Below are 22696 nucleotides of genomic sequence, written 5' to 3' on the forward strand. Positions count from 1 at the left end.
CCTGGCTCATACTGCTGCGGTTGCGCCTGTCGAGTCCTTCGGTTTTTTCTCTCAAAACACTGCTACAGGACAGCTTGGGTTAAAAAACTCTTCCCCATTCTATCGTCTTTCTATAAGAGCCGCACCCGTTTCTTTTAACCTTTAACCGTTACCAAGGGCAATTTAGACCTGGGGTTTCCCCACAGGATTATTCCTTCAAGGGTGTGTCAAAGATCACCACATGGTGGAAATTGGGCAGCAAGCGGTTGAGAGCTTGCTGATACGCTTCCGCATCACTGCGCCGAGTGAATCGCGCTACGGTTATCCGTTGCCTCTTGGGTAGGTGCCGAATGACACACCAAGGCTTCAATCGATCTCGGTAAGTTTGTCGAGTTGATATCATATAGCTAAATACCCCATTTCTATGGGTTGTTTTAAGAAAGGCGATCACCCAGTAGTTTTGCGGCCTCTTGGGTGATCGCCTAATATCCTATTTACTATAAAATATGTAGTTGCGTAGTTTGTCAAGTCCAAAATGGGATTAATTAGGTTACGAGTTCGAGAATTAGCGGCAGAGAAGGGTTGGACGTTGAAAGAACTTTCCGACCGTTCCGGAGTAACCTATAGCACTGTGGCTAGTTATGCCCGACGTGACGCCATGAGTATGACGGACTTTACAGCAATTCTGAAGCTAGCTCGCGCTTTTGATGTTATGGTTGAAGATTTGGTAGAGGTTATCGAGGAGTAGGGAGTCGGGAGTCGGGAGTCGGGAGTCGGGAGTCGGGAGTCGGGAGTCGGGAGTCGGGAATGGGGAGTAAGAACGAAACCCTATACACATATTGACTGGGGGCGGGTTGATTTCTGAAATGACTAAAACGCTAAACCCGCCCGGCCAGATTAAATGGCAAAATTACAAACTAGTAAGTTGCTGTTAACCCAAGTCTAAATCTGTTACTGCTCCAACACTACTGGAAGAGACTAAGGTGGCATACTTGGCCAATACCCCTGTGGTATAACGGGGTTTGGGTGGTTGCCAACTAGCGCGCCGTTGCTCTAATTCTTGATCGGACAGATTTAGTTGTAAGGTACGCTGATGGGCATCAATGGTAATCATATCCCCTTCTTGGACTAATGCGATCGCACCTCCAACTGCTGCTTCTGGTGCGACATGACCGACTACCATGCCATAAGTACCGCCAGAAAATCGTCCATCGGTAATTAATCCGACAGAATCACCTAACCCAGCACCAATAATGGCTGAGGTGGGAGCCAGCATTTCCCGCATGCCTGGACCACCCTTTGGTCCTTCATAGCGCACCACAATCACATCACCAGAGTTGATCTTACCGGCCAGAATCGCATCTAAGCAGGCTTCCTCGGATTCAAATACTCGCGCTGGACCAGTGATTTGAGGATTTTTTACTCCAGTAATCTTTGCTACTGACCCTTCTGTGGCTAGATTGCCTTTCAGAATGGCTAAGTGTCCTTGAGCATACACAGGATTATCCCAAGGACGAATTACATCTTGGTCAGCAGGGGGTTGCTCAGGTACATCTGCTAACACTTCCGCTATCGTTTGACCGGAAATGGTCAAGGCATCCCCATGGAGCAAATCATGGACTAACAGCATTTTCATTACTTGGGGAATCCCTCCGGCGCGGTGCAAATTCACAGTGACATAGCGACCACTGGGTTTGAGGTCACACAGCACTGGTACTTTAGCCCGCATGGTTTCAAAGTCATCAATGGATAACTCTACTCCAGCAGCATGGGCGATCCCTAACAGATGCAAGACCGAGTTGGTGGAACCACCTACTGCCATAATTACTGCGATCGCATTCTCAAAAGCCTTACGTGTTAGAATATCCCTTGGTAGTATTTGCTGGCGAATTGCTTCGACCAACACCAACGCAGATTTTTCAGCACTATCAGCTTTTTCAGCATCTTCCGCCGCCATGGTAGAGGAATAGGGCAAACTCATCCCCATTGCCTCAAAAGCAGAGGACATAGTATTAGCGGTAAACATGCCGCCACAGGAACCAGCACCAGGGCAAGCGTTGAGTTCCACCGCCTTGAGTTTAGCGTCATCAATCTTGCCAGCACTGTGTTTCCCAACCGCTTCAAAGGCACTAACTACCGTTAAATCTTCACCATCGAGATGTCCTGGTTTAATCGTGCCACCATAAACGAAAATTGCTGGGATATTCATCCTGGCAATAGCAATCATCGCCCCTGGCATATTCTTATCGCAGCCGCCAATTGCCAAAACCCCATCCATACTTTGGCCATTACAAGCGGTCTCAATGGAATCAGCAATTACTTCCCGGGATACCAGGGAATATTTCATCCCTTCCGTTCCCATGGAAATCCCGTCACTAATGGTAATGGTACCGAACATTTGAGCCATAGCACCAGCAGTTATCAATCCCGCCTCTGCTCGTTTGGCCAAATCATTTAACCCCACATTGCACGGAGTAATAGTGCTGTAGCCATTAGCAAGACCAACAATGGGCTTAGTAAAATCGTCATCAGTGAAACCAACAGCCCTCAGCATGGCTCGGTTAGGCGCTCGCTGAACACCTTGGGTAACCACTTGGCTTCTCAAATTCTCCGGCATGGATATGTTCCCCTCAAAGGTTAGAGTCTCTATCAGAGATTTTAGATTTTGCTATCAAATTTAGCTATCATCAATCCCTATTGCCTATTGCCTATTGCCTATTGCCTATTGCCTATTGCCTATTGCCTATTGCCTATTGCCTATTGCCTATTGCCTATTGCCTATTGCCTATTGCCTATTGCCTATTGCCTATTGCCTATTGCCTGTTGCCTATAGCCTGTTGCCTATTGCCTATTGCCTATTGCCTATTGCCTATTGCCTCTGGCCTACTCCCCACTCCCTAATATTTCATTGTCTGACTAATAAACGATTACACTATCATTGCGCTTTTTGCTGGCACTTTGGCAAATAAACGTAGCATAGTCTAGCAATAATAATTCATATTAGATGCCATATAGCAGAACCACGTAGCTGATTAGTTGTCAAGATTAAAGGAATCATTATGGATGGGGCAGAATTACTGAAGCGATATGCTGCTGGAGAACGGGACTTTCCAGAAGCTAATCTAGAGGGAGTATCTTTGGCAGGAGTAAACCTGAGCCAAGCTAACCTACGACGTGCTAATCTCAGTCAGAGTTGTCTCAAGGGCTCTATCCTTAAAGGTGTCAATCTGCGAGAAGCGAATTTATCTGGTGCAAATCTACAGGGAAGTGACCTGTGTGAAGCCAACCTCATTGTTAGTAACCTCAGTCAAGCAAATCTAGCCAAGGCTAACTTGAGTAATGCCAATCTACGCAGTTCCCGCCTAATTGGAGTCAATCTCAGTAAAGCTAATCTGAGTGAAGCAATTCTGAGTGAGGCAATTCTCCAAAATGCTAACTTGAGTCACGCAAAACTGATTAACACATCCTTGAACCGAGCCAAGCTTTCCCAAGCCCTCTTGGACGGAGCGATTTTGGAGGGAGCATCCCTAAACAACTGTATTCTGATCGAAGCGAATCTGATTGGGGCAAATTTGTCCCATACCCTACTCAATGGAGCCAACTTGACTAAGGCCAATCTCAATCAAGCAGACTTGAGTGGTGCCATAGCCAGTGGCTGCACCATGAGAAACACTATCCTAACGGATGCGAATCTAAGAGGAGCAAGGATGAGTTGGACAATTCTCCATGGTGCTAATCTCACTAAGGCTAATTTATACCGAGCTAACCTGTGTTGGTCGAATCTTACCGAGGCAATATTGATTGAAGCTGTTTTAATTGATGCTAACCTGAATCAGGCTAACCTTCGTGAAGCTAAACTTACCAAAGCGATCATGCCAAGTGGCAGTCAGCATCAATAGTTGAACAGTTCAAGCCAGATTTTGATCAGCCCAATCACTACCGTTTCCCTTGTCTATTAGGAACTTGAGCAATTCTACTCAGCGGATCTGATGGCGTTCGCATAAGCGCGGAAGCTGAGGCCTTTGGCCAATCGCACTGGATAATAATCTGAGATTCGCCTAAAATTTCCTAAAACTTAATCAACTTTTCCTCAGTCAAACTGTCATCCCAGGGTTTAGTATGACATTCGGTGAATGATTAGCTGGAAGTTCCTATAATTTTATGTCCCTTGCACCTCTGTCTGAGGCTTTTGAGAATAATCGCTTTGAAAGTATTAGTTTAATTGCTACCGATATTGATGGCACCCTAACTCTGAGTGGCAAATTTACTTCCTCCTTATTCCATGCCATAGAAGAATTGACCAAGACAGGAATCCAAGTGTTGCTGATTACAGGTCGTTCCGCTGGCTGGGTCAATGGTCTGAAAACTTATCTGCCGGTCATGGGAGCGATCGCAGAAAATGGCGGTATATATTTCCCCAAAGATAGTGAAATCCCAGAAACCTTAACCCCTATTGAAGATTTAATCCAGCATCGCCAGAGTCTCAATCACACCTTCCAACTCCTCAAAGCTCAATTTCCCCAGCTACAAGAATCTGTGGATAACCGCTTTCGGTTGACGGATTGGACTTTTGATGTTAAAGGACTAGCCTTTGTCCAATTACAAACCCTAGCAGAACTCTGTCAACAACAGGGTTGGGGCTTCACTTACAGTACAGTTCAGTGCCATATTAAGCCAATCGAGCAAGATAAAGCAACAGGCTTGCTGCAAGTGTTAACCAGACACTTTCCCCAACTCAAACCAGAGGAGATTATGACCGTTGGTGACAGTCGTAATGATGAGTCTATGTTTGATACCAGCAAGTTTCCTTTATCAGTAGGGGTGGCTAATGTCTTAGACTACACTAGTTATTTGACTCATAAGCCAGCTTATGTGACTTCTGCTAAAGAATCTGAAGGCTTTTGCGAGTTAGCACAATTGTTACTACTGAAAACCTTTACTGGATAAGTGGTTTGGGCTGCACGGCTTGGCTGATTAATGGAATGATTTAGGGTAATTGGTAATTGGTAATTGGTAATCGGTAACCGGTAATTGGTAATTGGTAATCGGTAACTGGTAATTGGTAACCGGTAATTGGTAATTGGTAATCGGTAACCGGTAATTGGTAACCAGACATGATATCAGTTGTTAATTTTGCTATAGCGTTTCCATTTGATGTGTGAAACAAGCACTGTCTTTAACTAAGACTTTCAGCTAGTTTTGTGTTCACGACTCATTTAGAAACGCTATATTTGAATTATCATTGTATTGTTTTTTTTTTACTAAACTTAAATAAATCTTTACATAATTAAAATGAATCACGTTTATCATGTGTATAAATAATACAAAAATGTAAGCGAACAGCGATTAGCGCTACGCGCACGCTACTTGATGTGCTTATGCCCATAGCACAGGCTACTGGAGGTGCTTTTGAATAAGCGATGCAGAGGTGCGACCCGTGGCGAATTTAATTACGGGTCAAACGCACCATTACGGTCTTGGGGAGGCAGCGCCGACCTGCGGGGGTCTCCCCCATGAGCGACTGCCGTGGTTTCCACGGCGCTGGAGAGCGATGCAGCGCCGACCTGCGGGGGTTTCCCCCGGAGACCAAACCTGATTACGTTGAGCCTTTATGGTTGGTAGGCTCAAAGACGCGCGCCTTAGAATAAGGCAGCCAAAATGGTTGGTCGGCTATGGGAAAAAGGGTTAAAACTTATTGATTAAGGCTGCCTTATTCTTACGGTAACTTCAAATGCATAAAAGGGTTAAAACTTATTGATTAAGGCGAGCCTGTCTTACGGTAACTTCTAACCACTCGCGCTTTGCATGGCTGACAGGTGCGGAAGCAAGTTCCGAACACAGACCCATGCGCCATGAGCGACTGTATCAAGACAAGAGTTAAGCATTCATTTAATCTGAGTTACGTCCGAGGGTCGAAGCCTGTGCCACAAAGCTGTTAGCGTAGCGTCCCCAACGGCCAAGGGGTTTTAGCCAAACTTTAAATTCTCATTAATCTCGAACTATTAAATTCTCCTGTTTGCGTATCGGCGCACCCTAGGCGAACGAGGTTTATTTTAAGGATTAGGCTGACAGCACCTCAAGTAGCGTGGTCTAAGGCCAACGGCTGAGTGCTTACGATTTTATGTCTCTAACAATGGGATGCACCTACTCCAATTACCCATTACCCATTAAAAAGTAATAATTACTAATTATCAGTTACCAATTACCTATTATTAATGATATTTATTTGTTGTAAATCTACCGAATAATTGCTATTGGCTATTAGTTGTCATGGAGTGCTCTACAGCTTTTTTAAAGCTTTCACAATTAATTGTTGGATTTAACGCCACAAGTAAAAAATTACTTAAAGGGATTATAGAAATAATTTTTTAGACATCTGAGGAACAAGCTTTGCTGATCAACACTCCAAGATTCAACAAAACATCGGTTGAGCGCTTAGTCAATTTTTGGGCAAATCGCTATGTACCAGATTTATCAATTATCGCTAAAAATAATGATTTTTTAAAGATTTCTGATTTGCTAGACGTTGCTTCTAGAAAGGGGCGCACTCAAACAGTTACCAAGTTACAGCGTTTAATCCAAATTAATTGTGAGTGTGCAGGAATTAAAACAGATGCTATGTTCTCCTATATTCCTAATGTGGTTAATTTGACTGAGGCTAAGCGAATTGCTGAATTTGTTGGCTCGGTTTACGAAAAGGTACTAGAAATTTACCAGGAGCAATCACCGAATTCTAGTTTAATGGCAGCAATACGACTAGGAGAGACAATTAATTTCTTCACAGATTTCTCTAGCCCGTGGACAATGGTAGCGCTAGAATTGCCAGCCATAGAAAAGTTAGCCACCTCTCTCGAACCTGTATTGCGGCAACTGCGGGAGAAACATATATCAGCAAAAGACCGTCGCGCCATTGGTTTTGTTACTACACAGTTTCACTTCAGCACTAAATTAGTACTCAATCGGCTGACATTACCAGAACAAATTTTGCTCAGTCCCTACTTTAAGTTTGTGGAGGAGCAAGTTTCTATCCCCTGGCAACGAATCTGTAATGCAGCGGCTTTGCATGATTTTAACTCACCTACCTTAGCGTTAGTCGAGCAAGTCTTACCTGCTAGTCAGGATATTGCTCAGACTGTCTACCAACGCACAGAGCAATTGCACTCTGATCATTTTAGCCGTCGGGGAGGGCTGGACGATCCAGGAATTAAGGCTTCGACTATCAGAGATTTAGAAATGTTCCAGGGTTACCTATGGCTATGTGCTTTGGAAGGGAATATGACATCAATAGAACAGGAACTGTTGCCGTTATGTTTACTGGTATTTCCTAGCGTAGACGTAAGTTGGAAACTGGCGGAAAAAATGTTGCAGTTACTGGTGGATGAACTAAACGCTCGTGTAGAGTCAGATCAGCTTTCCCTGTTGCTTCCTTATACTCAAAGACTGCTGGAGTTATTCTCTGACCTGGAGCAGAAGGCGTTATGATATCATGTAGCACTTCTCAATTGGTTGAGGGAATTTTATCTTGGGTTAATGCTTGGGTTAATGGGAGTAGCAAGTAGCAAGTAGCAAGTAGCAAGTAGCAAGTAGCAAGTAGGAATTCCCCCTTGCCCCCCCATGGCCAGATCGGGCTGTTTCATACTCAGGTAGATCTACTTAAACAAAAAATGGCAATCGCCTCGATTTTTCTAAAATTATTTTAGATATTAAGAGTCTAGTTAAAAAAATAAAATAACTAAAATAAGTCAAGTAATTTTCCAGCAAACGAGGAAGATACATCCCTTATATCTCCTAGTATTGCTAATACTTTTAACACCAATTCATCGATACTTATGATATAGAAAAATCGACGATTTTTATAAAAAAAAAATAACACCTAATTGTTCAGTAGATGCTGACGGGGGGATTTGAGATTGCGATGCTCTTTCAGAGCCGCTACGCGATTGGCCGTAGGCCACGCTACGCGATGAAGCGTTCGCAAAGCGTGGCCTACGGCCTCAGCTTCCGCTAAAAGCGAACGCATTAGTGTTATTGCTAGTCAATAGTTAAGTATATCTTAAATTTATAGTAGTAAGAATCAAGAAGACCCCCCTGCTGGTGTTATAATGGTGTTTTGACACTCCCCGCCATGGAAGGACGGGGATTCTTGCTTCCACGGGGTGACTTGTTATCCCTTGCCGGAGCCAGGAAAAATAGAGGTCTCCTAGACCCAAGCGTATTTGATCTATGACCTAGGTTTCGGTGTGCCGGAAACGAAACCTTAGAATAGTGGAGCCTTAATCAAAAGCGATGCAGCGCGGTCTTGGGGGTTTCCCCCACTCGCTATTGCATCAAGAAAGGTTAAAACTTTTTATTCATAGCCGACTAACTATAAAGGCTCCACTATTCTTACGGTAACTTCTAACCCCACCTTACCTAAAATAGATAACAAATTTAGATAATAAATTTAGATGAACATTTTTTTGATCTTAGACTTTCATAGACTTCCAAATCGTTAGACTTGCGCAGTGCAACATGATTATCTCAAAACATGTTTTTTACACTGTCTACTTATTCAAGATCATGTTTATCTAGAACATTAATTATTTTTTTGTTATGATTTGATAATAACACGGTGCAAGAAAACTGTCAATACATAGATGCTCCTTTGGAGCCTTCAGTTGCGAACAAAAAAAAGCCGTCGAACGAAGGACGGGGCGCGATTACCCAAAATTTTTGGTAAAGGATGGAAACGTTATGGAAACCGTAGAGCAGAAACGGGCAGTCGAAATCTTGTCGGAGCGCCTGGGTAAAACCCAGGACTATCTTTGACATTGCTGCTCTGAATGCCAAAATTGAAGATTTAGAGCAGCTGGCAGCTCAACCGGATTTTTGGGATGATCAAAAGTCTGCTCAACAGACCCTTCAACAACTCAACGACCTAAAATCTAACCTCCAACGGTATCAACAGTGGCAATCAAGTTTGGAAGACACTAAAGCGATCTTGGAGTTGCTAGAACTAGAAACCGATGAGGCACTGCTTGCAGAAGCTCAAACCAACTTGACTCAGCTGAATAAAGAACTGGATCGCTGGGAGTTGGAACAGCTGTTATCTGGTACCTACGACGCATTAGGTGCTGTGCTCACCATCAATGCAGGGGCTGGTGGAACCGATGCCCAAGATTGGGCTGACATATTACTGCGCATGTACACCCGTTGGGCAGAGAACCATGGTTATAAAGCCCACCTAGCGGAAATTTCCCCAGGGGATGAAGCTGGGATTAAGTCTGCCACTCTGGAAATAGACGGACTCCGCGCCTATGGTTACCTAAAAGCGGAGAAAGGTACTCATCGACTGGTTAGAATTTCCCCGTTTAATGCTAACGGTAAGCGACAGACTAGTTTTGCTGGAGTAGAAGTGATGCCTGCGGTGGATAATACCGTTGAGCTGGAAATCCCCGAGAAGGATTTAGAAATTACCACCTCCCGTGCTGGTGGTAAGGGAGGACAAAACGTCAATAAGGTAGAAACTGCCGTGCGGATTGTCCATATTCCTACCGGCCTGGCTGTGCGCTGTACTCAGGAGCGTTCTCAATTGCAAAACAAAGAAAAAGCCTTAGTACTGCTGAAAGCTAAGCTACTGGTGATTGCTGAGGAGCAACGAGCTCAAGAAATTGCCGAAATTCGAGGGGACATGGTGGAAGCGGCTTGGGGAAACCAAATTAGAAATTATGTGTTTCATCCTTACCAGATGGTGAAAGATCTACGCACTAGTCTCGAAACCACAGCAGTTAATGATGTCGTTGATGGTAATATTGACTTATTCATTGAAGCGTATCTGCGTCAAGAAAATCAGTTAACGAACTAATCACTAATGATTGGTCATTAGTGATTCTCAAAGTTGGTTGATTATTACTGATAAATAGTCAGTGGTCAAGTTTCAAGTAAGCAGGAATTAGGCAAAATTTAGCAACAAACTCGCCTTGTCTTGATGCAGTCGCTCATGGGGGAAACCCCCGCAGGTCGGCGCTGCATCGCTAGGTTTAGGGTGCATTGATAAAGCAGGCTACAGCTAGAGTTTCTGAGTAAATCCTGGTAAAAATTGTTAAGTCTGCTGTTAGATTAAAATCAGACAATCAATTATTACATAGAGTACTTGTGTTCGATGAGCAACCCACCTTCACAAACCCAACAGCCAGAACAAGGTCTGGATACAACTACAGCCCCAGCCGATAGCGGTTCAAGTGAACCCAAGCCTAGTTACACCAAGTTGGCCATGCGCAATATGGTGCGTAAGGGAGGTAAATCCCTGAGGCACTTTTTCCTCACAGTTTCTGGTTTATTGGCCTTAATGGTGGGTCTTGCCTACCTAACCCGTTAGGTGACATAATCCCACACTGAACCGATAGGTCGGTGTGGGCTTCTTACCAACTCCAGCTATTGCTTAGGATACAAGGCCAAAGGCCACGCGGGGCGCGTTCGGTAAACTTTATTAACGACACGGTCAGAAGTTACCGCAAGAAAAGTGGAGCCTTTATGGTTAGCAGGCTATGCTCATGCATGGTTAAAACTTTGAGGCGCGACCCATGGCGAATTTAATTACGGGTCAAGCGCGCCTCCATGATTAAGGCGACCCTGTCTTGATGCAGTCGCTCATGGGGGAAACCACGGCAGTTGCTCATGGGGGGAACCCCCAAGACCGCACTGCCTCCCCAAGACCGCGCTGCATCGCTCTTCTAAGGTTTCGTCTCCGGGATGCCCCGACCCACCGGAACAAGACAACAAGTTCTATTTTTAAATACTCAGGTGGCGGTTAGCTCTTAATTTGTCTTCCCTGCTATTTCTAATATAGCGAACTTCTAAGCTATTTACCAGAGTTTGTGTCCGCGATTCATCTAGGAAATGAAACCTTAAAAGAGTGCAGCCTTACTAAAAAGAGATTTAACCCTTAACTCAAAGACTGCCAAGTATGATATGCCAACTATAAAGGCTCCACTCTTTTTGCGGTAACTTCAAGCACTCATGGCGTAGCATTGAGATGTGAGGCTAAAGAGCGGATCTAGCTCAAGAGTTTGTTCAGTCAGTTAAACTTACTTTTGACGGCTATCTCAAATGAACAGAGCAAAAGTAAGCTAACCGTAAGCATAGTGGTAGAGCCAGGTTTAAGTAAGCCCAGACCTAGCCAACCGGCTAGGTGATCGGAGTAGGTTACCCTACTGGTAGCCAAGCCTTTTGGAGACCCTGAGTGTGAAGTTTGAATTGAGTGTACAAGATTGTTTCTATAATCGCTCCCATTCCGCTGAAACCATTACTAACCAATCAGGCGGCCCAATTTCCCTCCACACTTGGGAAAGCTGGTTTGACCAATGGCTAGTTGCCCTTGAACTGAATTTACCGGAGGCGAAGAGCTACGAATTGAGTCTTCGCCTTACCGACAATAGTGAAATTCAGGCACTTAATTCCCAGTACCGAAAAAAAAATCAGCCTACAGATGTACTTGCTTTTGCAGCTTTAGAGGTAAACTCTCCTAAGTTATCACCTCAAAAGCAATTATCGGTGCCTATATACTTGGGTGATATCGTGATTTCGGTAGATACTGCTGTTCAACAGGCTAAACAGCACGGGCATTCCCTATCCAAGGAACTAGCCTGGCTGGCAACCCATGGTTTACTTCACCTTATAGGATGGGATCATCCGGATGAGGAAAGTCTAGTGAGAATGCTGGATCAGCAGGAGACTCTACTTCAGAGGGTAGGTCTTTCAAATGATTCCTAGAAGTCTGCTGTGCTTTTCAGTATATCCCTAAAGGTTAATCCTCCTAACCCATATGGGAAAGATGAAGGTATACCCAAGACCTATCCCTGAACCGATAAATGGTGTTACCAAAGGCCGAATCTTATCAAACTCAGTTTCTCGTGTCTAATACCTTGCCAATGACTCAAGAGCTATCTATACCAGTACCCCAATACTCTGACTCCAAAGTCAAACCTAACCGAGATTTGGCTTGGCGAATTGCTCCGACATTAATGCTTAGCTTCAAATATGCCTGGGCTGGGGTTCGCTATGCCTTTCTCACCCAACGTAACTTCCGCATCCATACAGTCATTGGCATTCTAGCCATTACCTTGGGCATTTTTTTACAAATACCCCTCGTAGAACTCGCTGTGATTGGACTAACCACTGGGCTAGTCATGGCTATGGAGATGCTAAATACAGCTATTGAATCGGTCGTAGATCTAACTGTTAAACAGACGTACCATGAACTTGCTAAAATTGCTAAAGATTGTGCGGCTGGTGCAGTGCTGATCTCAGCGATAACTGCTATTTTTGTAGCCGGTTCCCTGCTACTGCCACCCCTAATCATTAGAATTGAGTCAGTTTTGGGCTAAACACCCAATTAGACTATAACAATATGCGACTATACGATGAAAGTATATGACTGGATTGTCATTGGTGGTGGCATTACTGGAGCAGCACTTGGGTACGAATTGTGTCGCCAGGGTTTGAGTGTTCTGATTTTGGAGCAACATCCTACCCTAGAGGGAGCAACTCGCTATAGCTATGGTGGTCTTGCCTATTGGTCAGGAACATCAAGGTTAACTCGAGTGCTATGTCAGGAAGCTAGAGAAATTTATCAAAGTTTATCTGAGGAATTAGAAACAGATACCCAGTTCCGGGAATTAGACTTATTGCTGACCATTGACCTCAACGATGACTATGAGCAATTGGCAGTAGATTATGCCCGTTGTGCTACTCCCCCAAGTTGGGTGAGTGTGGCGGACGCTTGTGCCCTCGAACCCCTACTCAATCGAAATGCGATCGCAGGAGCGTTTACTGTCCGTCAAGGGCATATCCATCCAGGAAAGACTACCCAAGGTTACCTGAAAGCTTTCCGCCGTTGTGGGGGAGAAATCGAAATTGCTCGTGTGGTGGAACTGGTAAGTAGTTCAGATACTATCAAGGCAGTCAAAACAGTAGTAGCCACCTACCACACGGCTAACACAGTTGTCTGTGCTGGTGGACTCAGTCGTACCTTACTGAAAGCTTCCGGAATTCCTGTCTACTTGTATTTCACTCATGAGGAGATGATTGAAACTCCCAGAGTTGACATCAAGCTGCAGACAATTGTTATACCAGCAGATACAAAACGGTTTCAACTGGAACAGCAAGCCAGTAATAAGTCAGTTGAACACTTGTGGAATAAGCCTGGTCATGAGGTAATACGACCCATTCTTGATGCAGGTGCAGTACAGTTTTTAGATGGCAGTTTACGGATGGGTCAGCTGAGCCGTGTGCTGACAGACCCCTACGCGACTATAGCGCCAGATAAAGGAGAAGCGGAAATTCGTACTCAAGTGGGTAAAATTCTACCAGCTCTTGAGAAATTACCAGGAACCTGGCATCATTGTTTAGTAGCATTCAGCAACACTGGTCTGCCAGTGGTTGGTTCCTTCAGTGGTGTGGAAGGAGTTTATATATTTTCTGGTTTTACTAACCCGCTGGTATGTGTGCCACCCCTAGCCAAGCGCTTTGCTAACTGGGTTCAGGGACAAGAGGATGAAATAATAGCCAAGCTGTCCCCCGCCAATTAAAAAAGTATTATGTTAAATTAAGCAAGGTTAAACCTTCTTAAGAGTCTGTTGGTGATCGACCCATAGTCTCAGTCAAAGTGCCAATACAGTGGCTCATCCTTAAAGCCCTTTGGTAGGGGCGACTCTGTCAAAGTTATGGAACATAGGTAGGGCCAAAGGTCGGATTAGACTGTACTAAGTTGGGTTAATGGTCACAGGCAGATAAACATTTAAGCTGCAGAATAATTTAAGCAACGGATTTTGTGTTGACACCAGAGTAATCTTCACTGTCAAGGGTTAACGGTCAACAGTGAACAATCAGCAAGTTAAATGTTCATTAAGATAAACAATGGCTGTCGGTGTCTGACTCAACGTGGAAGCGACGGTGTACCCCTTAGCTGGTGAGGGAAGCTAAGGAATTAGCTCGTCCTAACCAGCGAGTTATGAGCCTAGACTAGTTATGAACCTACAGGTGATGGCAATCCCCTCCCCTCAACCCAATTGGCTGTAATAGGGGTCTTCTGCCAAGAACTAATGACAATACTGGAATTACAGTTAAGGGATTATGACAAAAACTCGCTCTAAGTGGCAGCTTGTGGTGGTAGGGATTTTGCTACTGCTGACTCTTCAGTATGTACTGTGGCGATCGCTGTTTACCCTCAATCTGGATACCGTGGTCAATGGCGTCTTTAGCTTGGGGTTATTACTAGCGGAAATACTGAGGCTAGCTGGTAGCACCATTCAGCTGTTTTTCTTGTCCCAGATAAAAGATAGAAGTCAGGAAGCTGATTGGGGTGAATTATCGGTTATTAGTGGTCGTTTTACCCCTTCTGTTGATATCCTGATTCCTACGTATAATGAACATCCCTCTATTCTACGGCGAACAATTATTGGTTGTCAAGCTTTAGACTATACAAGAAAAACGATCTATCTTCTGGATGATACTAGACGTCCTGAGATGAAAAGACTTGCAGCTGAGCTAGGCTGCGAGTATATTACGCGACCAAATAATCTTAATGCCAAAGCAGGTAATTTAAACAATGCCCTTCCTCAAACCTCTGGGGATTTAATTGCTGTATTTGATGCTGATTTTATTCCTACTAGGAACTTCCTCAAGCGGACTGTGGGTTTCTTTAAGGATAAGGAAGTCGCTCTAGTTCAGACTCCCCAAAGCTACTATAATCCGGATCCGGTTGCCTATAATTTAGGTTTAGAAAACATTCTGACGGCAGAAGAAGAATTATTTTATCGACACATTCAACCAATTCGGGATAGCGCAAATAGTATTGTGTGTTGTGGCACGTCTTTTGTGGTCAGGCGCAGCGCACTCTTAAGTATTGGTGGCTTTTTTACCGATTCCATCGCTGAAGATTACTATACTGGCGTTTGTTTATCGGCTCAAGGCTATAAGTTAATTTATCTTGATGAAAAATTAAGTGCTGGCTTGGCAGCAGAGAATATAGCAAGTCATGTATCTCAGCGGCTAAGATGGGCACAAGGTACCTTACAGGGACTTTTCCTAGAAGCAAATCCATTAAGAATTCCTGGACTTACTCATCTCCAAAGACTGGTTCATTTAGATGGGTTGCTTTATTGGTTTACTAGCTGGTCACGAATTTATTTTCTAATTGTTCCCATAGCATATGCATTTTTCGGGATTATTCCCTTTAAAGCAACAGCTACTGAAGTCTTGTGTTTTTTAGTTCCTTTCTATTTGCTACAGTTTTCTGTATTCTCGTGGATAAACTGCCGCTCTCGCTCCGCTTTCATGTCAGATATTTATTCAGTAGTGTCATGTTTTCCGATTGGATTAACGGTGTTGCAGACAATGCTGAATCCTTTCGAGAAAGGATTTAAAGTAACCCCGAAAGGAATATCTCGGGAAAGTTTTAATTACAACTGGCAGTTAGCATCGCCGCTGATTATTGTATTCATTGCTACAGCAATTAGTTTTGGGTTTAATCTGACCGAATTATTGATACCAGCCAGCAGTTTGCCATCCCTAGAAACAGCCCAACTTACCCAAAGCATCAGCTTAGCTTGGATTTGGAGTGGCTACAATCTTCTGGTGCTGAGTATCGCCTTACTAATCCTTCTGGATTCTCCTAATCCCAATACTGACGAATGGTTTGACTTACGTAAAGTGGTGCGAATAAATATAGGAGGTCAAACCTATTGGGGCATCACTAAGTGGATTTCTGAAGTAGGTGCTCAAATCAAGCTGACTGAGAAGCTATCTATCTCCCTTAAAGACAATATCAAAGTAAGTCTGAAAATAATGGGGGAGAACTTGCGACTACAAGGAAAGATTACTCACACAGACCTCACGAGTGAAAGCCCCACTTTCCAAATAGGATTTAATCAGCAGATGAGTTTACCCCAGACACGGTGTTTAATTGAAATGCTGTTTTGTGGTGTGGGTCAGTGGAAACGTTGTGATACCCCTGGAGAATTCAGCTTGCTGTGGCTTTTATTAAAAAGTTTGCTCCAGCCCAGATTTGTGTTTAACCGTAATCCAAACCTCAGCACAATTAGCTCCGCTGAGGTACCAAGCTCTACCCTTACCAAACTCAATGATGGGATTGCTGTGGTAGCACCAGCACCAAAGGCGATGGCAACTGTTGCTGATTTCCAAGAAGACAATAGCTCCCAACCTCTGCTCACACCTATTTCATTAGTGGCTCAGCCTAGGGTAAAAGCTCCTAGTGTTCCTCAAAGAGTCGGTGAAGAAGTGGCGATCAAGGTCGCAATACCAATGAATCCAGAACTAAACTCGCAGGTGGAAGCGAGCGCTCATTGGGAAGCCGAAGGTGAAACTGTTGTGATTAAAGTAGCGATACCCAATGAACTCATCGAGAACTAAATTGCCAGCTAAATGGGATTGACCTTGGCCTTTAGGCCACGCTACGCGAATGGTCACGCGGGGCGCGATGCTCGGTACGAGCCGCTACGCGAACGCTAATTAAAAAACGACTCAAGAGCAGCTATGCTAGCAAAAAAGTGCATTGAGCCAAAGGCGATCTAAAGGGATGACTCCTACCCATTTATTAATTTTTGCTGGTTCCGGTTTATTAGCAGGTATTCTTGCCGGATTTCTCGGCATTGGTGGCGGTGTAGTGCTCGTCCCCTTGTTAGTGGCATTAGGATATCAACCAGTTCAAGCAGCGGCTACCAGTAGTCTGTCGATTGTGATTACGGCTAGCTCTGGTACATTGCAAAACTGGCGGATGGGCTACTTTGATCTAAAAAGTGTAATTGGCATCGGATTTCCGGCTCTAATCACAGCACAAATTGGTGCCTATCTAGCCGACCTCTTCCCTCCTTACTTATTACTGGTAGCCTTTGGGATACTGCTACTGGTGACGATATATCTGATCCAACTACGCAAACAGCTTAAGTCTAGAGCGCAACAGGAATCTCAAAGAGCACCAAACAACAGACGTTCTTCAAACTCTCCCATCAAAGCTACTGTAGCCAGGATCGCGACAGGTGGTTTAGCTGGCTTATTAGCTGGTCTATTTGGTATTGGTGGGGGAACAATTATGGTTCCACTCCAAATGTTGCTCCTAGGAGAACCGATTAAAACTGCGATTCAGACAAGTCTAGGGGTAATCGTCATTACAGCAGTTTCAGCCTCTGCAGGACATGCCTTACAAGGAAATGTCTTATGGATTGAGGGACTGCTGCTGGGTATAGGAGGCTTTTTGGGAGCGCAAATTAGTACTCGCTTTCTGCCAAAGTTACCAGACCAACTGGTGAGCAATGGATTTCGCACGCTGTTATTTTCCCTATCAATTTATATGTTTTGGCAGGCATGGCAGAGTTACGGTGGTTGAGATTGTGTATCTACTTGATGAGATTTCGCCGTAGTGCTTGGGAATAGGGAACTTCGGATATCGGAACAGAACTATAAATACATATCAAGTAGGGACGTATGGCGTGCGCCCCTACAGGTTGAGTCACTCCCTAAGTCCTGTTATAGTTTCTTAATAATCAATAACGTTTGTGTCGTAACTCAGCTTTAGGTGAAACCGCCAGCCCAGATATATCGCCCCGGCTGGACTCGTTTCCAACCTTTAGATTCACATCCTTTAGTTAAGGTGTTACTAATGGATTTACGAGCTACATTTTTCTTCTTAGGATCCAAACCATTAGGATAAAGCACGTCCAAAACATCTGCAGCACTCATGATCTGTGGATAGTGTTCTCTTAACACAGAAGCCACTAGCTCATATAAGGTCATATACTTTAATTGGTCTAACTTAGGTAGCGGAGAAGGCCGACGAGCTTTGTTCTTGGCAGGTTTTCTCTGAGGTTTATTGGTAGAAACTAAATCGGGCAAATCTTGAAGAGAAAAGGTGTAGCAACCTGGAGAGTCAGGGACAGAGTGCCATAACCCCTGGCTCTCTCCTTTCAACAAGATGGATTTGACCAGAGAAGTTTTCGAGGCAATATCGTCTTTGCCCAACTCTCCAAACAGCTCCCTGATCAGGTAATCAACGTGGAGGATCGTACCCCTGTGAGTTTCCAGAAGTCGGTCAATGGCTTCTGTAATCCTCTGCTCCTGGTAATCGAGTTGTTGTTTGAGTGCTAATGTTGACTCATCTAATTCAGTTTCAGTGGAGAAGTCTGCAGGCAATTCAGCTACTGGCGTGGTGAGGTAGTATTTTTCCTGCTGGTTGTGGTTGCGATTTCCAGGAGGCAGGAACTTGTTGGAATTGTTTTCTGGTAGAGCTAATGCATTGGTATTTAGCAAAGCTTTAGCATGGCTAAGCTGTTCTCTTGCAACTGTGGCAGCTTGTTCATGATACTCCACCATTTGTCGGTAGTAATCAACCAAATCTGCTAACATGTTTTGACTTTGCGATGGTAGCGATGGCTGTGATGGAACATAAGACATCTACTTTTTTCCCCCAGATTCGTTAGCGTGTTGATAGCGAAGACACTTTCTGGCTACTCCTTTGCAGCGATTGCCATACTTGGGACAACAGGTAGCATAAGTCTCCCTCTCTGCAGGCGAATTGCAGTAGTGGCAAATGAACTTGTAAACCCGTGTATGGATAGTACGCCTGTGGGCTCTTACTTTGTATTCTCGAACAAAAACTTGTTTACTGGGCATGATTGTTTAGATAATTTACTCCTTAAAGAGTAACAATGGGTTACTAATAAGTGAAAGGAAGCGAATTAACACTGCTTGTGTGTTCTTTTTGAACTCTCGGGCAGCGTCAAGCACGGGGGATTCTACGCAGAAGGGGATAGCGGATGAAACTGGAAGCCTCAACCATAATCTTCGATTTAGTTGTCGGTACTTCACATAACTCCCATAGCAAGGGCAGTAGGAGTAATACCTTTGACTCCAATTTGATCTAACATCCTCACACAATAACTGCAAGCTGTACAATAGGGAACTGCCGCCAGATTCCTCTAGAAAAACGGCAGCTGATGGCATCGATTCTTATTGGCTATGTGACCCAATGCTCACAACACTTCGATTGGGAGCACTCACATCTGTCCATACCAAGTCATTTCCCCTAAGTAGAAGGTCATGGTCGATAAGCTAAATGCGCGCTCGGTGTCTAGTGAGAGACTATTCCATATCTAGTCTAGGTTTGACCTTAAGCAGTGTGCCATTCTCCCGCTTATTAATTGAATTGTGTGATCAACAATTACCTGTTTAGTCTCCATCGCCTTTTGTTTCACCTCCTCCGGCACTTTCTCCCCAAATTTACCGAGATTATTCCCTAAATTCTCTAAATATATAATGTCTGGTTGCTCAAATCCCAGAGTATAGACTTTTTTTCCCTCCCTTTTGGTAATGGGTAATGAGTAATCGTCCTAGGATTACCGATTACCCTGAGCCAATCACCCAACAATCCGATGTGGCATCCCTTTTCAAGAAAGGGTATCAGAATCGGCTCTTCCTCTCGCTCCCCCATCCGAACTTCCTAACAGAGCATATAACCCCCTTCGCTTTCGCATCCTACTGCGCACCGGAGCCACGCTTCACGTCTATGGGTCCCAAGCGGTTTATCAAAAAACTGCTATTGCTCATCCCTAACAATTACAACCAGATTAGCAACTAACAATTACTATTGACCAATCCCCAGAATTGATTAGATTGTAAACCACTAACTTATCCCTCTTCTGTCAGTATCCGAATGTAAGAGGTAATAAATATAAGAGTTTATCCAGACATATAAAATGTTTAAAATTGATTGATCATTTCAATTAGAGCGATAAATCCGAGCGACGATATTATTTTCAATAAAACCTTGTGCAAAAAAAGCGATAATTTTAAATATAAAAGGTTTTCATGAACCTAGTATATAAAAAAAATCTGAAATTACCACTAAGTATTTTATAAAACAATTAAATAGCAATTTCGGTATAACCATATAAAAAAATACCGATAAAATGTGGCAATTTCAATAATTTTTATATTATACTTATTTATATAATAGTTAATAAATCCTAGGTTTAGATTTATATCAACGCTATAAATTAATACATGAATAATTTTTTTATTTTTGTTTTATATATAGTTTTATTGAGCAGTTTTATCAACGTCATTAACATTGTTTTTTTGACGACATCTAGTTTCATATAAACGCTCTAATATTGGGGTAAATAATTGCTTAATTGAATCGATAGTTTTTGATTTTTGATTGGCGTCTATTTTTGGCTGCCGAAGTTTATTTTTGTCGAGTTTTATTACCAACTCTAAAGCTTCTTTGTGTTGGTTAATTTCTTCTACAACTATTTTTCGTTCCTGTTCAGGATCTGTTATTGTTGCTGGATCCTCTTTTCTTAACGTAAGTTGTTTAGTATTGTTATACAAGGGGATAGGGTTAATCCCATATACCATTAGGATTTGAAGATTTTTTCTGGCGGCCATGAATTTTTTGCTAGCGGCTACTATGCCTCTACTTAGACAAAGGGAAGCTATGGAAAAAATTATGGCTACAACAAAAGCAATAACGGGTATTAACTGATCTGCTGATCCGGATTCGTTGCTGACTAATACGGCTTGGAAATTCAAAAATATATCTCCTAATAGCACCAGCCAAATTATAGATAATCCATTAGTTAATGGTAAAGGTATCTTAATTTTTTTTGTCAGAATTCCAGAGCCATCTACTATAGAGGTTATGGGTAAAGCACCTGTTACCAATAAACTGATTAAATTCTTAGTCTCAATCCCAAATAGTTTATCACCCTTGGACAGAGCAAGTCTTTCCCCAAACGAATAATCTAATAGAGCAAACTGTCCAAAACTAGAAATGATTAACAGTGCTGAAAATATCAAAATTATTATGATTTGAAGTCTTTTTTCTCGGCGATACCAATCTTCAAGCTTTTCACGCTCTTTCGGCTTTTCAATATAGTTGTCAGACTTGGTAGCTGCTGGTTCAAATTCCGTCATATCTGATCACATCATTAGTTGAATCTATTCCGGTGAAGCATTGGAAGCCTATACTTTTGGTTTAACCTCTAATTTATCGTCCAAATCCGCAAAACCATACTAGTGTAAAATGTTATTTTTTTTTAAATCATCCGGTATTTCGCAATAGGTATCTTCTGAACTAGGAGTATATTTTTCGAGGTATTCTCCATCCAGTATTGACTCAAAATACTTATCAAGATGGATTCCCCCTATATCATCTATCTGGTTTAATTCTTGTTGAATTTCATTTTTAACAGTTTTACCATCACGAAATGCATTACTTGATTGAATACTTTTTCTATCTTTTTGTCTTAAAGCTTCTTTTAAATTGGGATAGTTTTTGGTCTTAAAATAATAAATACCTTCAAATAAGTCCCAGGTGTAAACTTGAAGGTTAACATTTGGTTGAGCATCTTTGATTTCAAAGGGCAACGAAATTATTAAAATAACACTTTTAATTTTAGGGTCACGAATTTGGAGATTTCTCTCTAGACTTAAATTTAGAACTTGTTGATCATCTTCTCTAGACCATTTCCAAGCTAAGCAACTAGCTTTTTTATAAATCCATCTGTCGTTATGGTTATCAATACGTCTGATATAAAAACTTTTAGCTTGATGAGAAAATGTCAATAATGTTATAATATTGGGAGTATATCTCTGATCTAGTAAACTATTGCTATCTTTAATTTCTGGTCTTGAGTTGACAGGAACTCTCAAAACCAGCTTTTGAGGTGAGCATTCTTGATTGCCAAAAATCTCGCTATAGATAGGCTCATTAGACTGCACACTTATACTTCGAGCTTCTTCAGTTTGAATGAGACAGGGAGTAATTTTAGGGCTACAGGATTGTAGCCCGATACTATTCAAGATAAGAGTGACAATAATTCCTAGGTAGCGGTGCAACCCCAGCGAGGTGCCCTCGCCATGGGAACGCGCACCAAGACATCGGAAGAGTTTATTCATGCGAAACTGTACCATGAAATGACTTGAAAGATGCTTTACGCTAGCATCCAGTTAAGCGTTCATGCCTACAGGATTACTTAAGGCATCTTTTGCCAACCTGGGACGATCTAGGATGGAAAGGGTATGCGATCGCGTTAGATACATCTCACTAATGATCTTCTAAGGTCACCGCAGACTTCCGGATTGTTGGCAAAATTAGCATGTTTGTCGTTTTTCCAACTCCTCTACTAGCCCTTAAAGCTCCTTAATTTCTACTTGCGCTTCTGCCTTCCGATTCCGGGCTGATTAAATCAGTCGGTCAATAATTCCCCGAGCATTTGGTCTGGGCAACTAGATCAGAGTCGTCTTGACTTCTAGCAAACTGCTCTACTAACTCGCTGCGACTGCTCTTCCACCTGTTGGCCAATTTGTCTAGTTTCTTAATGCTGCTCAGCGTTAACATGTTTGTTGACTCGGATTTTATATTCTCCTTGTGTTGTCTGTGTGTTTCTCATGTCTTGGGCTGATCGCCTACACACTAAAGTTATATAAGACGCTTAATTAAGTTATATAAGACGCTGATTTAAGCAGGGTAATCGCATCTTAATCCAGTTCTAAAATTACTCTAACTTGACCATTAATTTGACTGTACACTGCCAGGGCTATTTCATTCTAAAAATGCGCTTGAGTGTGTCTAGTCCAAATTGGCAGTATCGCTGTGCTTGAGCCATATTGGAGAAGCCATTGGAGCGATAGATATTCAGCGCAAAATTACGAGCAACTG

21 protein-coding genes and 1 pseudogene are annotated in these 22696 nt (G+C 43.0%); 14 read left to right on the top strand and 8 right to left on the bottom strand.

The window, feature by feature from the left end; genetic code table 11:
• Positions 1-187 precede the first annotated feature (187 nt).
• Positions 188-382, bottom strand: a complete 195-nt coding sequence (locus tag F6K46_RS29415; protein ID WP_293064240.1) for a hypothetical protein — start codon at positions 380-382, stop codon at positions 188-190.
• Positions 383-514: 132 nt separating this feature from the next.
• Here F6K46_RS29415 and F6K46_RS29420 point away from each other — a divergent pair, with 132 nt between their 5' ends.
• Complete coding sequence (locus tag F6K46_RS29420; RefSeq protein ID WP_070391668.1) at positions 515-727, top strand: helix-turn-helix transcriptional regulator; 213 nt, start codon at positions 515-517, stop codon at positions 725-727.
• 183 nt (positions 728-910) lie between these two features.
• On the opposite strand, the gene ilvD is transcribed toward F6K46_RS29420, so the two are convergent.
• A complete protein-coding gene (ilvD, locus tag F6K46_RS29425) occupies positions 911-2596 on the bottom strand; it encodes a dihydroxy-acid dehydratase (RefSeq protein ID WP_293064243.1) in 1686 nt (561 codons plus the stop codon).
• A gap of 80 nt (positions 2597-2676) precedes the next feature.
• On the opposite strand from ilvD, the gene F6K46_RS29430 reads away from it, so the two are divergent.
• The 3 genes from F6K46_RS29430 (at position 2677) to F6K46_RS29440 (ending at position 4926) form a co-directional block, all read left to right on the top strand.
• The gene (locus tag F6K46_RS29430; protein ID WP_293117616.1) at positions 2677-2880 is read left to right on the top strand and encodes a hypothetical protein; all 204 of its coding nucleotides are present in this window, start codon (positions 2677-2679) and stop codon (positions 2878-2880) included.
• A 158-nt stretch (positions 2881-3038) separates the two neighbouring features.
• Positions 3039-3878, top strand: coding sequence for a pentapeptide repeat-containing protein (locus F6K46_RS29435; RefSeq protein WP_293064253.1), 840 nt, complete (start codon positions 3039-3041; stop codon positions 3876-3878).
• A 262-nt stretch (positions 3879-4140) separates the two neighbouring features.
• Positions 4141-4926, top strand: coding sequence for an HAD family hydrolase (locus tag F6K46_RS29440; RefSeq protein ID WP_075897395.1), 786 nt, complete (start codon positions 4141-4143; stop codon positions 4924-4926).
• A gap of 40 nt (positions 4927-4966) precedes the next feature.
• Here the strand turns inward: F6K46_RS29440 and F6K46_RS29445 are convergent, their stop codons facing one another.
• Together F6K46_RS29445 and F6K46_RS40350 are read right to left on the bottom strand one after the other, a co-directional pair.
• Positions 4967-5053, bottom strand: a complete 87-nt coding sequence (locus F6K46_RS29445) for a hypothetical protein (protein WP_229424439.1) — start codon at positions 5051-5053, stop codon at positions 4967-4969.
• Positions 5047-5103, bottom strand: a pseudogene (locus F6K46_RS40350) (hypothetical protein); the annotation flags it as partial. The pseudogene F6K46_RS40350 and the gene F6K46_RS29445, both read right to left, overlap by 7 nt.
• A gap of 1266 nt (positions 5104-6369) precedes the next feature.
• Here F6K46_RS40350 and F6K46_RS29450 point away from each other — a divergent pair.
• Positions 6370-7461: a hypothetical protein gene (locus F6K46_RS29450; protein ID WP_075902651.1), complete on the top strand. Its 1092-nt coding sequence runs from the start codon at positions 6370-6372 to the stop codon at positions 7459-7461.
• Between the two features lie 391 nt (positions 7462-7852).
• On the opposite strand, the gene F6K46_RS29455 is transcribed toward F6K46_RS29450, so the two are convergent.
• Positions 7853-7999 (bottom strand): hypothetical protein, encoded by a 147-nt coding sequence (locus tag F6K46_RS29455; RefSeq protein WP_293064257.1) that lies wholly within the window; start codon positions 7997-7999, stop codon positions 7853-7855.
• 713 nt (positions 8000-8712) lie between these two features.
• Between F6K46_RS29455 and prfB the strand changes: the two genes are divergently transcribed.
• From prfB to F6K46_RS29495, 8 genes are all read left to right on the top strand, one after another.
• A protein-coding gene (gene prfB, locus F6K46_RS29460) for a peptide chain release factor 2 (protein ID WP_143727491.1) occupies positions 8713-9823 on the top strand; the annotation gives its coding sequence in 2 pieces (ribosomal slippage) (positions 8713-8784 and positions 8786-9823; 1110 coding nt in all).
• Positions 9824-10120: 297 nt separating this feature from the next.
• Positions 10121-10336 carry a DUF3285 domain-containing protein gene (locus tag F6K46_RS29465; RefSeq protein ID WP_198953971.1) on the top strand — a complete coding sequence of 72 codons (216 nt, stop codon included), beginning with the start codon at positions 10121-10123 and terminating at the stop codon, positions 10334-10336.
• A gap of 262 nt (positions 10337-10598) precedes the next feature.
• On the top strand, positions 10599-10772 hold the full coding sequence (locus F6K46_RS29470) for a hypothetical protein (protein WP_293064263.1): 174 nt from the start codon (positions 10599-10601) through the stop codon (positions 10770-10772).
• Positions 10773-11202: 430 nt separating this feature from the next.
• Positions 11203-11730, top strand: coding sequence for an rRNA maturation RNase YbeY (gene ybeY / locus F6K46_RS29475; RefSeq protein ID WP_293064266.1), 528 nt, complete (start codon positions 11203-11205; stop codon positions 11728-11730).
• A 158-nt stretch (positions 11731-11888) separates the two neighbouring features.
• A complete protein-coding gene (locus tag F6K46_RS29480; protein ID WP_293064293.1) occupies positions 11889-12344 on the top strand; it encodes a diacylglycerol kinase family protein in 456 nt (151 codons plus the stop codon).
• Positions 12345-12380: 36 nt separating this feature from the next.
• Positions 12381-13547, top strand: a complete 1167-nt coding sequence (locus F6K46_RS29485) for an FAD-binding oxidoreductase (protein ID WP_293064268.1) — start codon at positions 12381-12383, stop codon at positions 13545-13547.
• Positions 13548-14091: 544 nt separating this feature from the next.
• Positions 14092-16389 (top strand): glycosyltransferase, encoded by a 2298-nt coding sequence (locus F6K46_RS29490; RefSeq protein ID WP_293064271.1) that lies wholly within the window; start codon positions 14092-14094, stop codon positions 16387-16389.
• A 166-nt stretch (positions 16390-16555) separates the two neighbouring features.
• Positions 16556-17362, top strand: a complete 807-nt coding sequence (locus F6K46_RS29495; RefSeq protein ID WP_293064274.1) for a sulfite exporter TauE/SafE family protein — start codon at positions 16556-16558, stop codon at positions 17360-17362.
• A 185-nt stretch (positions 17363-17547) separates the two neighbouring features.
• Here the strand turns inward: F6K46_RS29495 and F6K46_RS29500 are convergent, their stop codons facing one another.
• A complete protein-coding gene (locus F6K46_RS29500; protein ID WP_293064276.1) occupies positions 17548-18426 on the bottom strand; it encodes a hypothetical protein in 879 nt (292 codons plus the stop codon).
• A 922-nt stretch (positions 18427-19348) separates the two neighbouring features.
• On the opposite strand from F6K46_RS29500, the gene F6K46_RS29505 reads away from it, so the two are divergent.
• Entirely contained in the window at positions 19349-19609 is a 261-nt protein-coding gene (locus F6K46_RS29505) for a hypothetical protein (protein ID WP_293073157.1), read from the top strand.
• A gap of 461 nt (positions 19610-20070) precedes the next feature.
• Here F6K46_RS29505 and F6K46_RS29510 read toward each other — a convergent pair whose 3' ends face one another.
• Positions 20071-20949: an O-antigen polymerase gene (locus F6K46_RS29510; RefSeq protein ID WP_293064278.1), complete on the bottom strand. Its 879-nt coding sequence runs from the start codon at positions 20947-20949 to the stop codon at positions 20071-20073.
• A gap of 99 nt (positions 20950-21048) precedes the next feature.
• A complete protein-coding gene (locus F6K46_RS29515) occupies positions 21049-21756 on the bottom strand; it encodes a hypothetical protein (RefSeq protein WP_293064281.1) in 708 nt (235 codons plus the stop codon).
• Positions 21757-22696: the final 940 nt, after the last annotated feature.

Source organism: Moorena sp. SIO3E8, from assembly GCF_010692445.1.
Lineage (GTDB): Bacteria > Cyanobacteriota > Cyanobacteriia > Cyanobacteriales > Coleofasciculaceae > Moorena > Moorena bouillonii.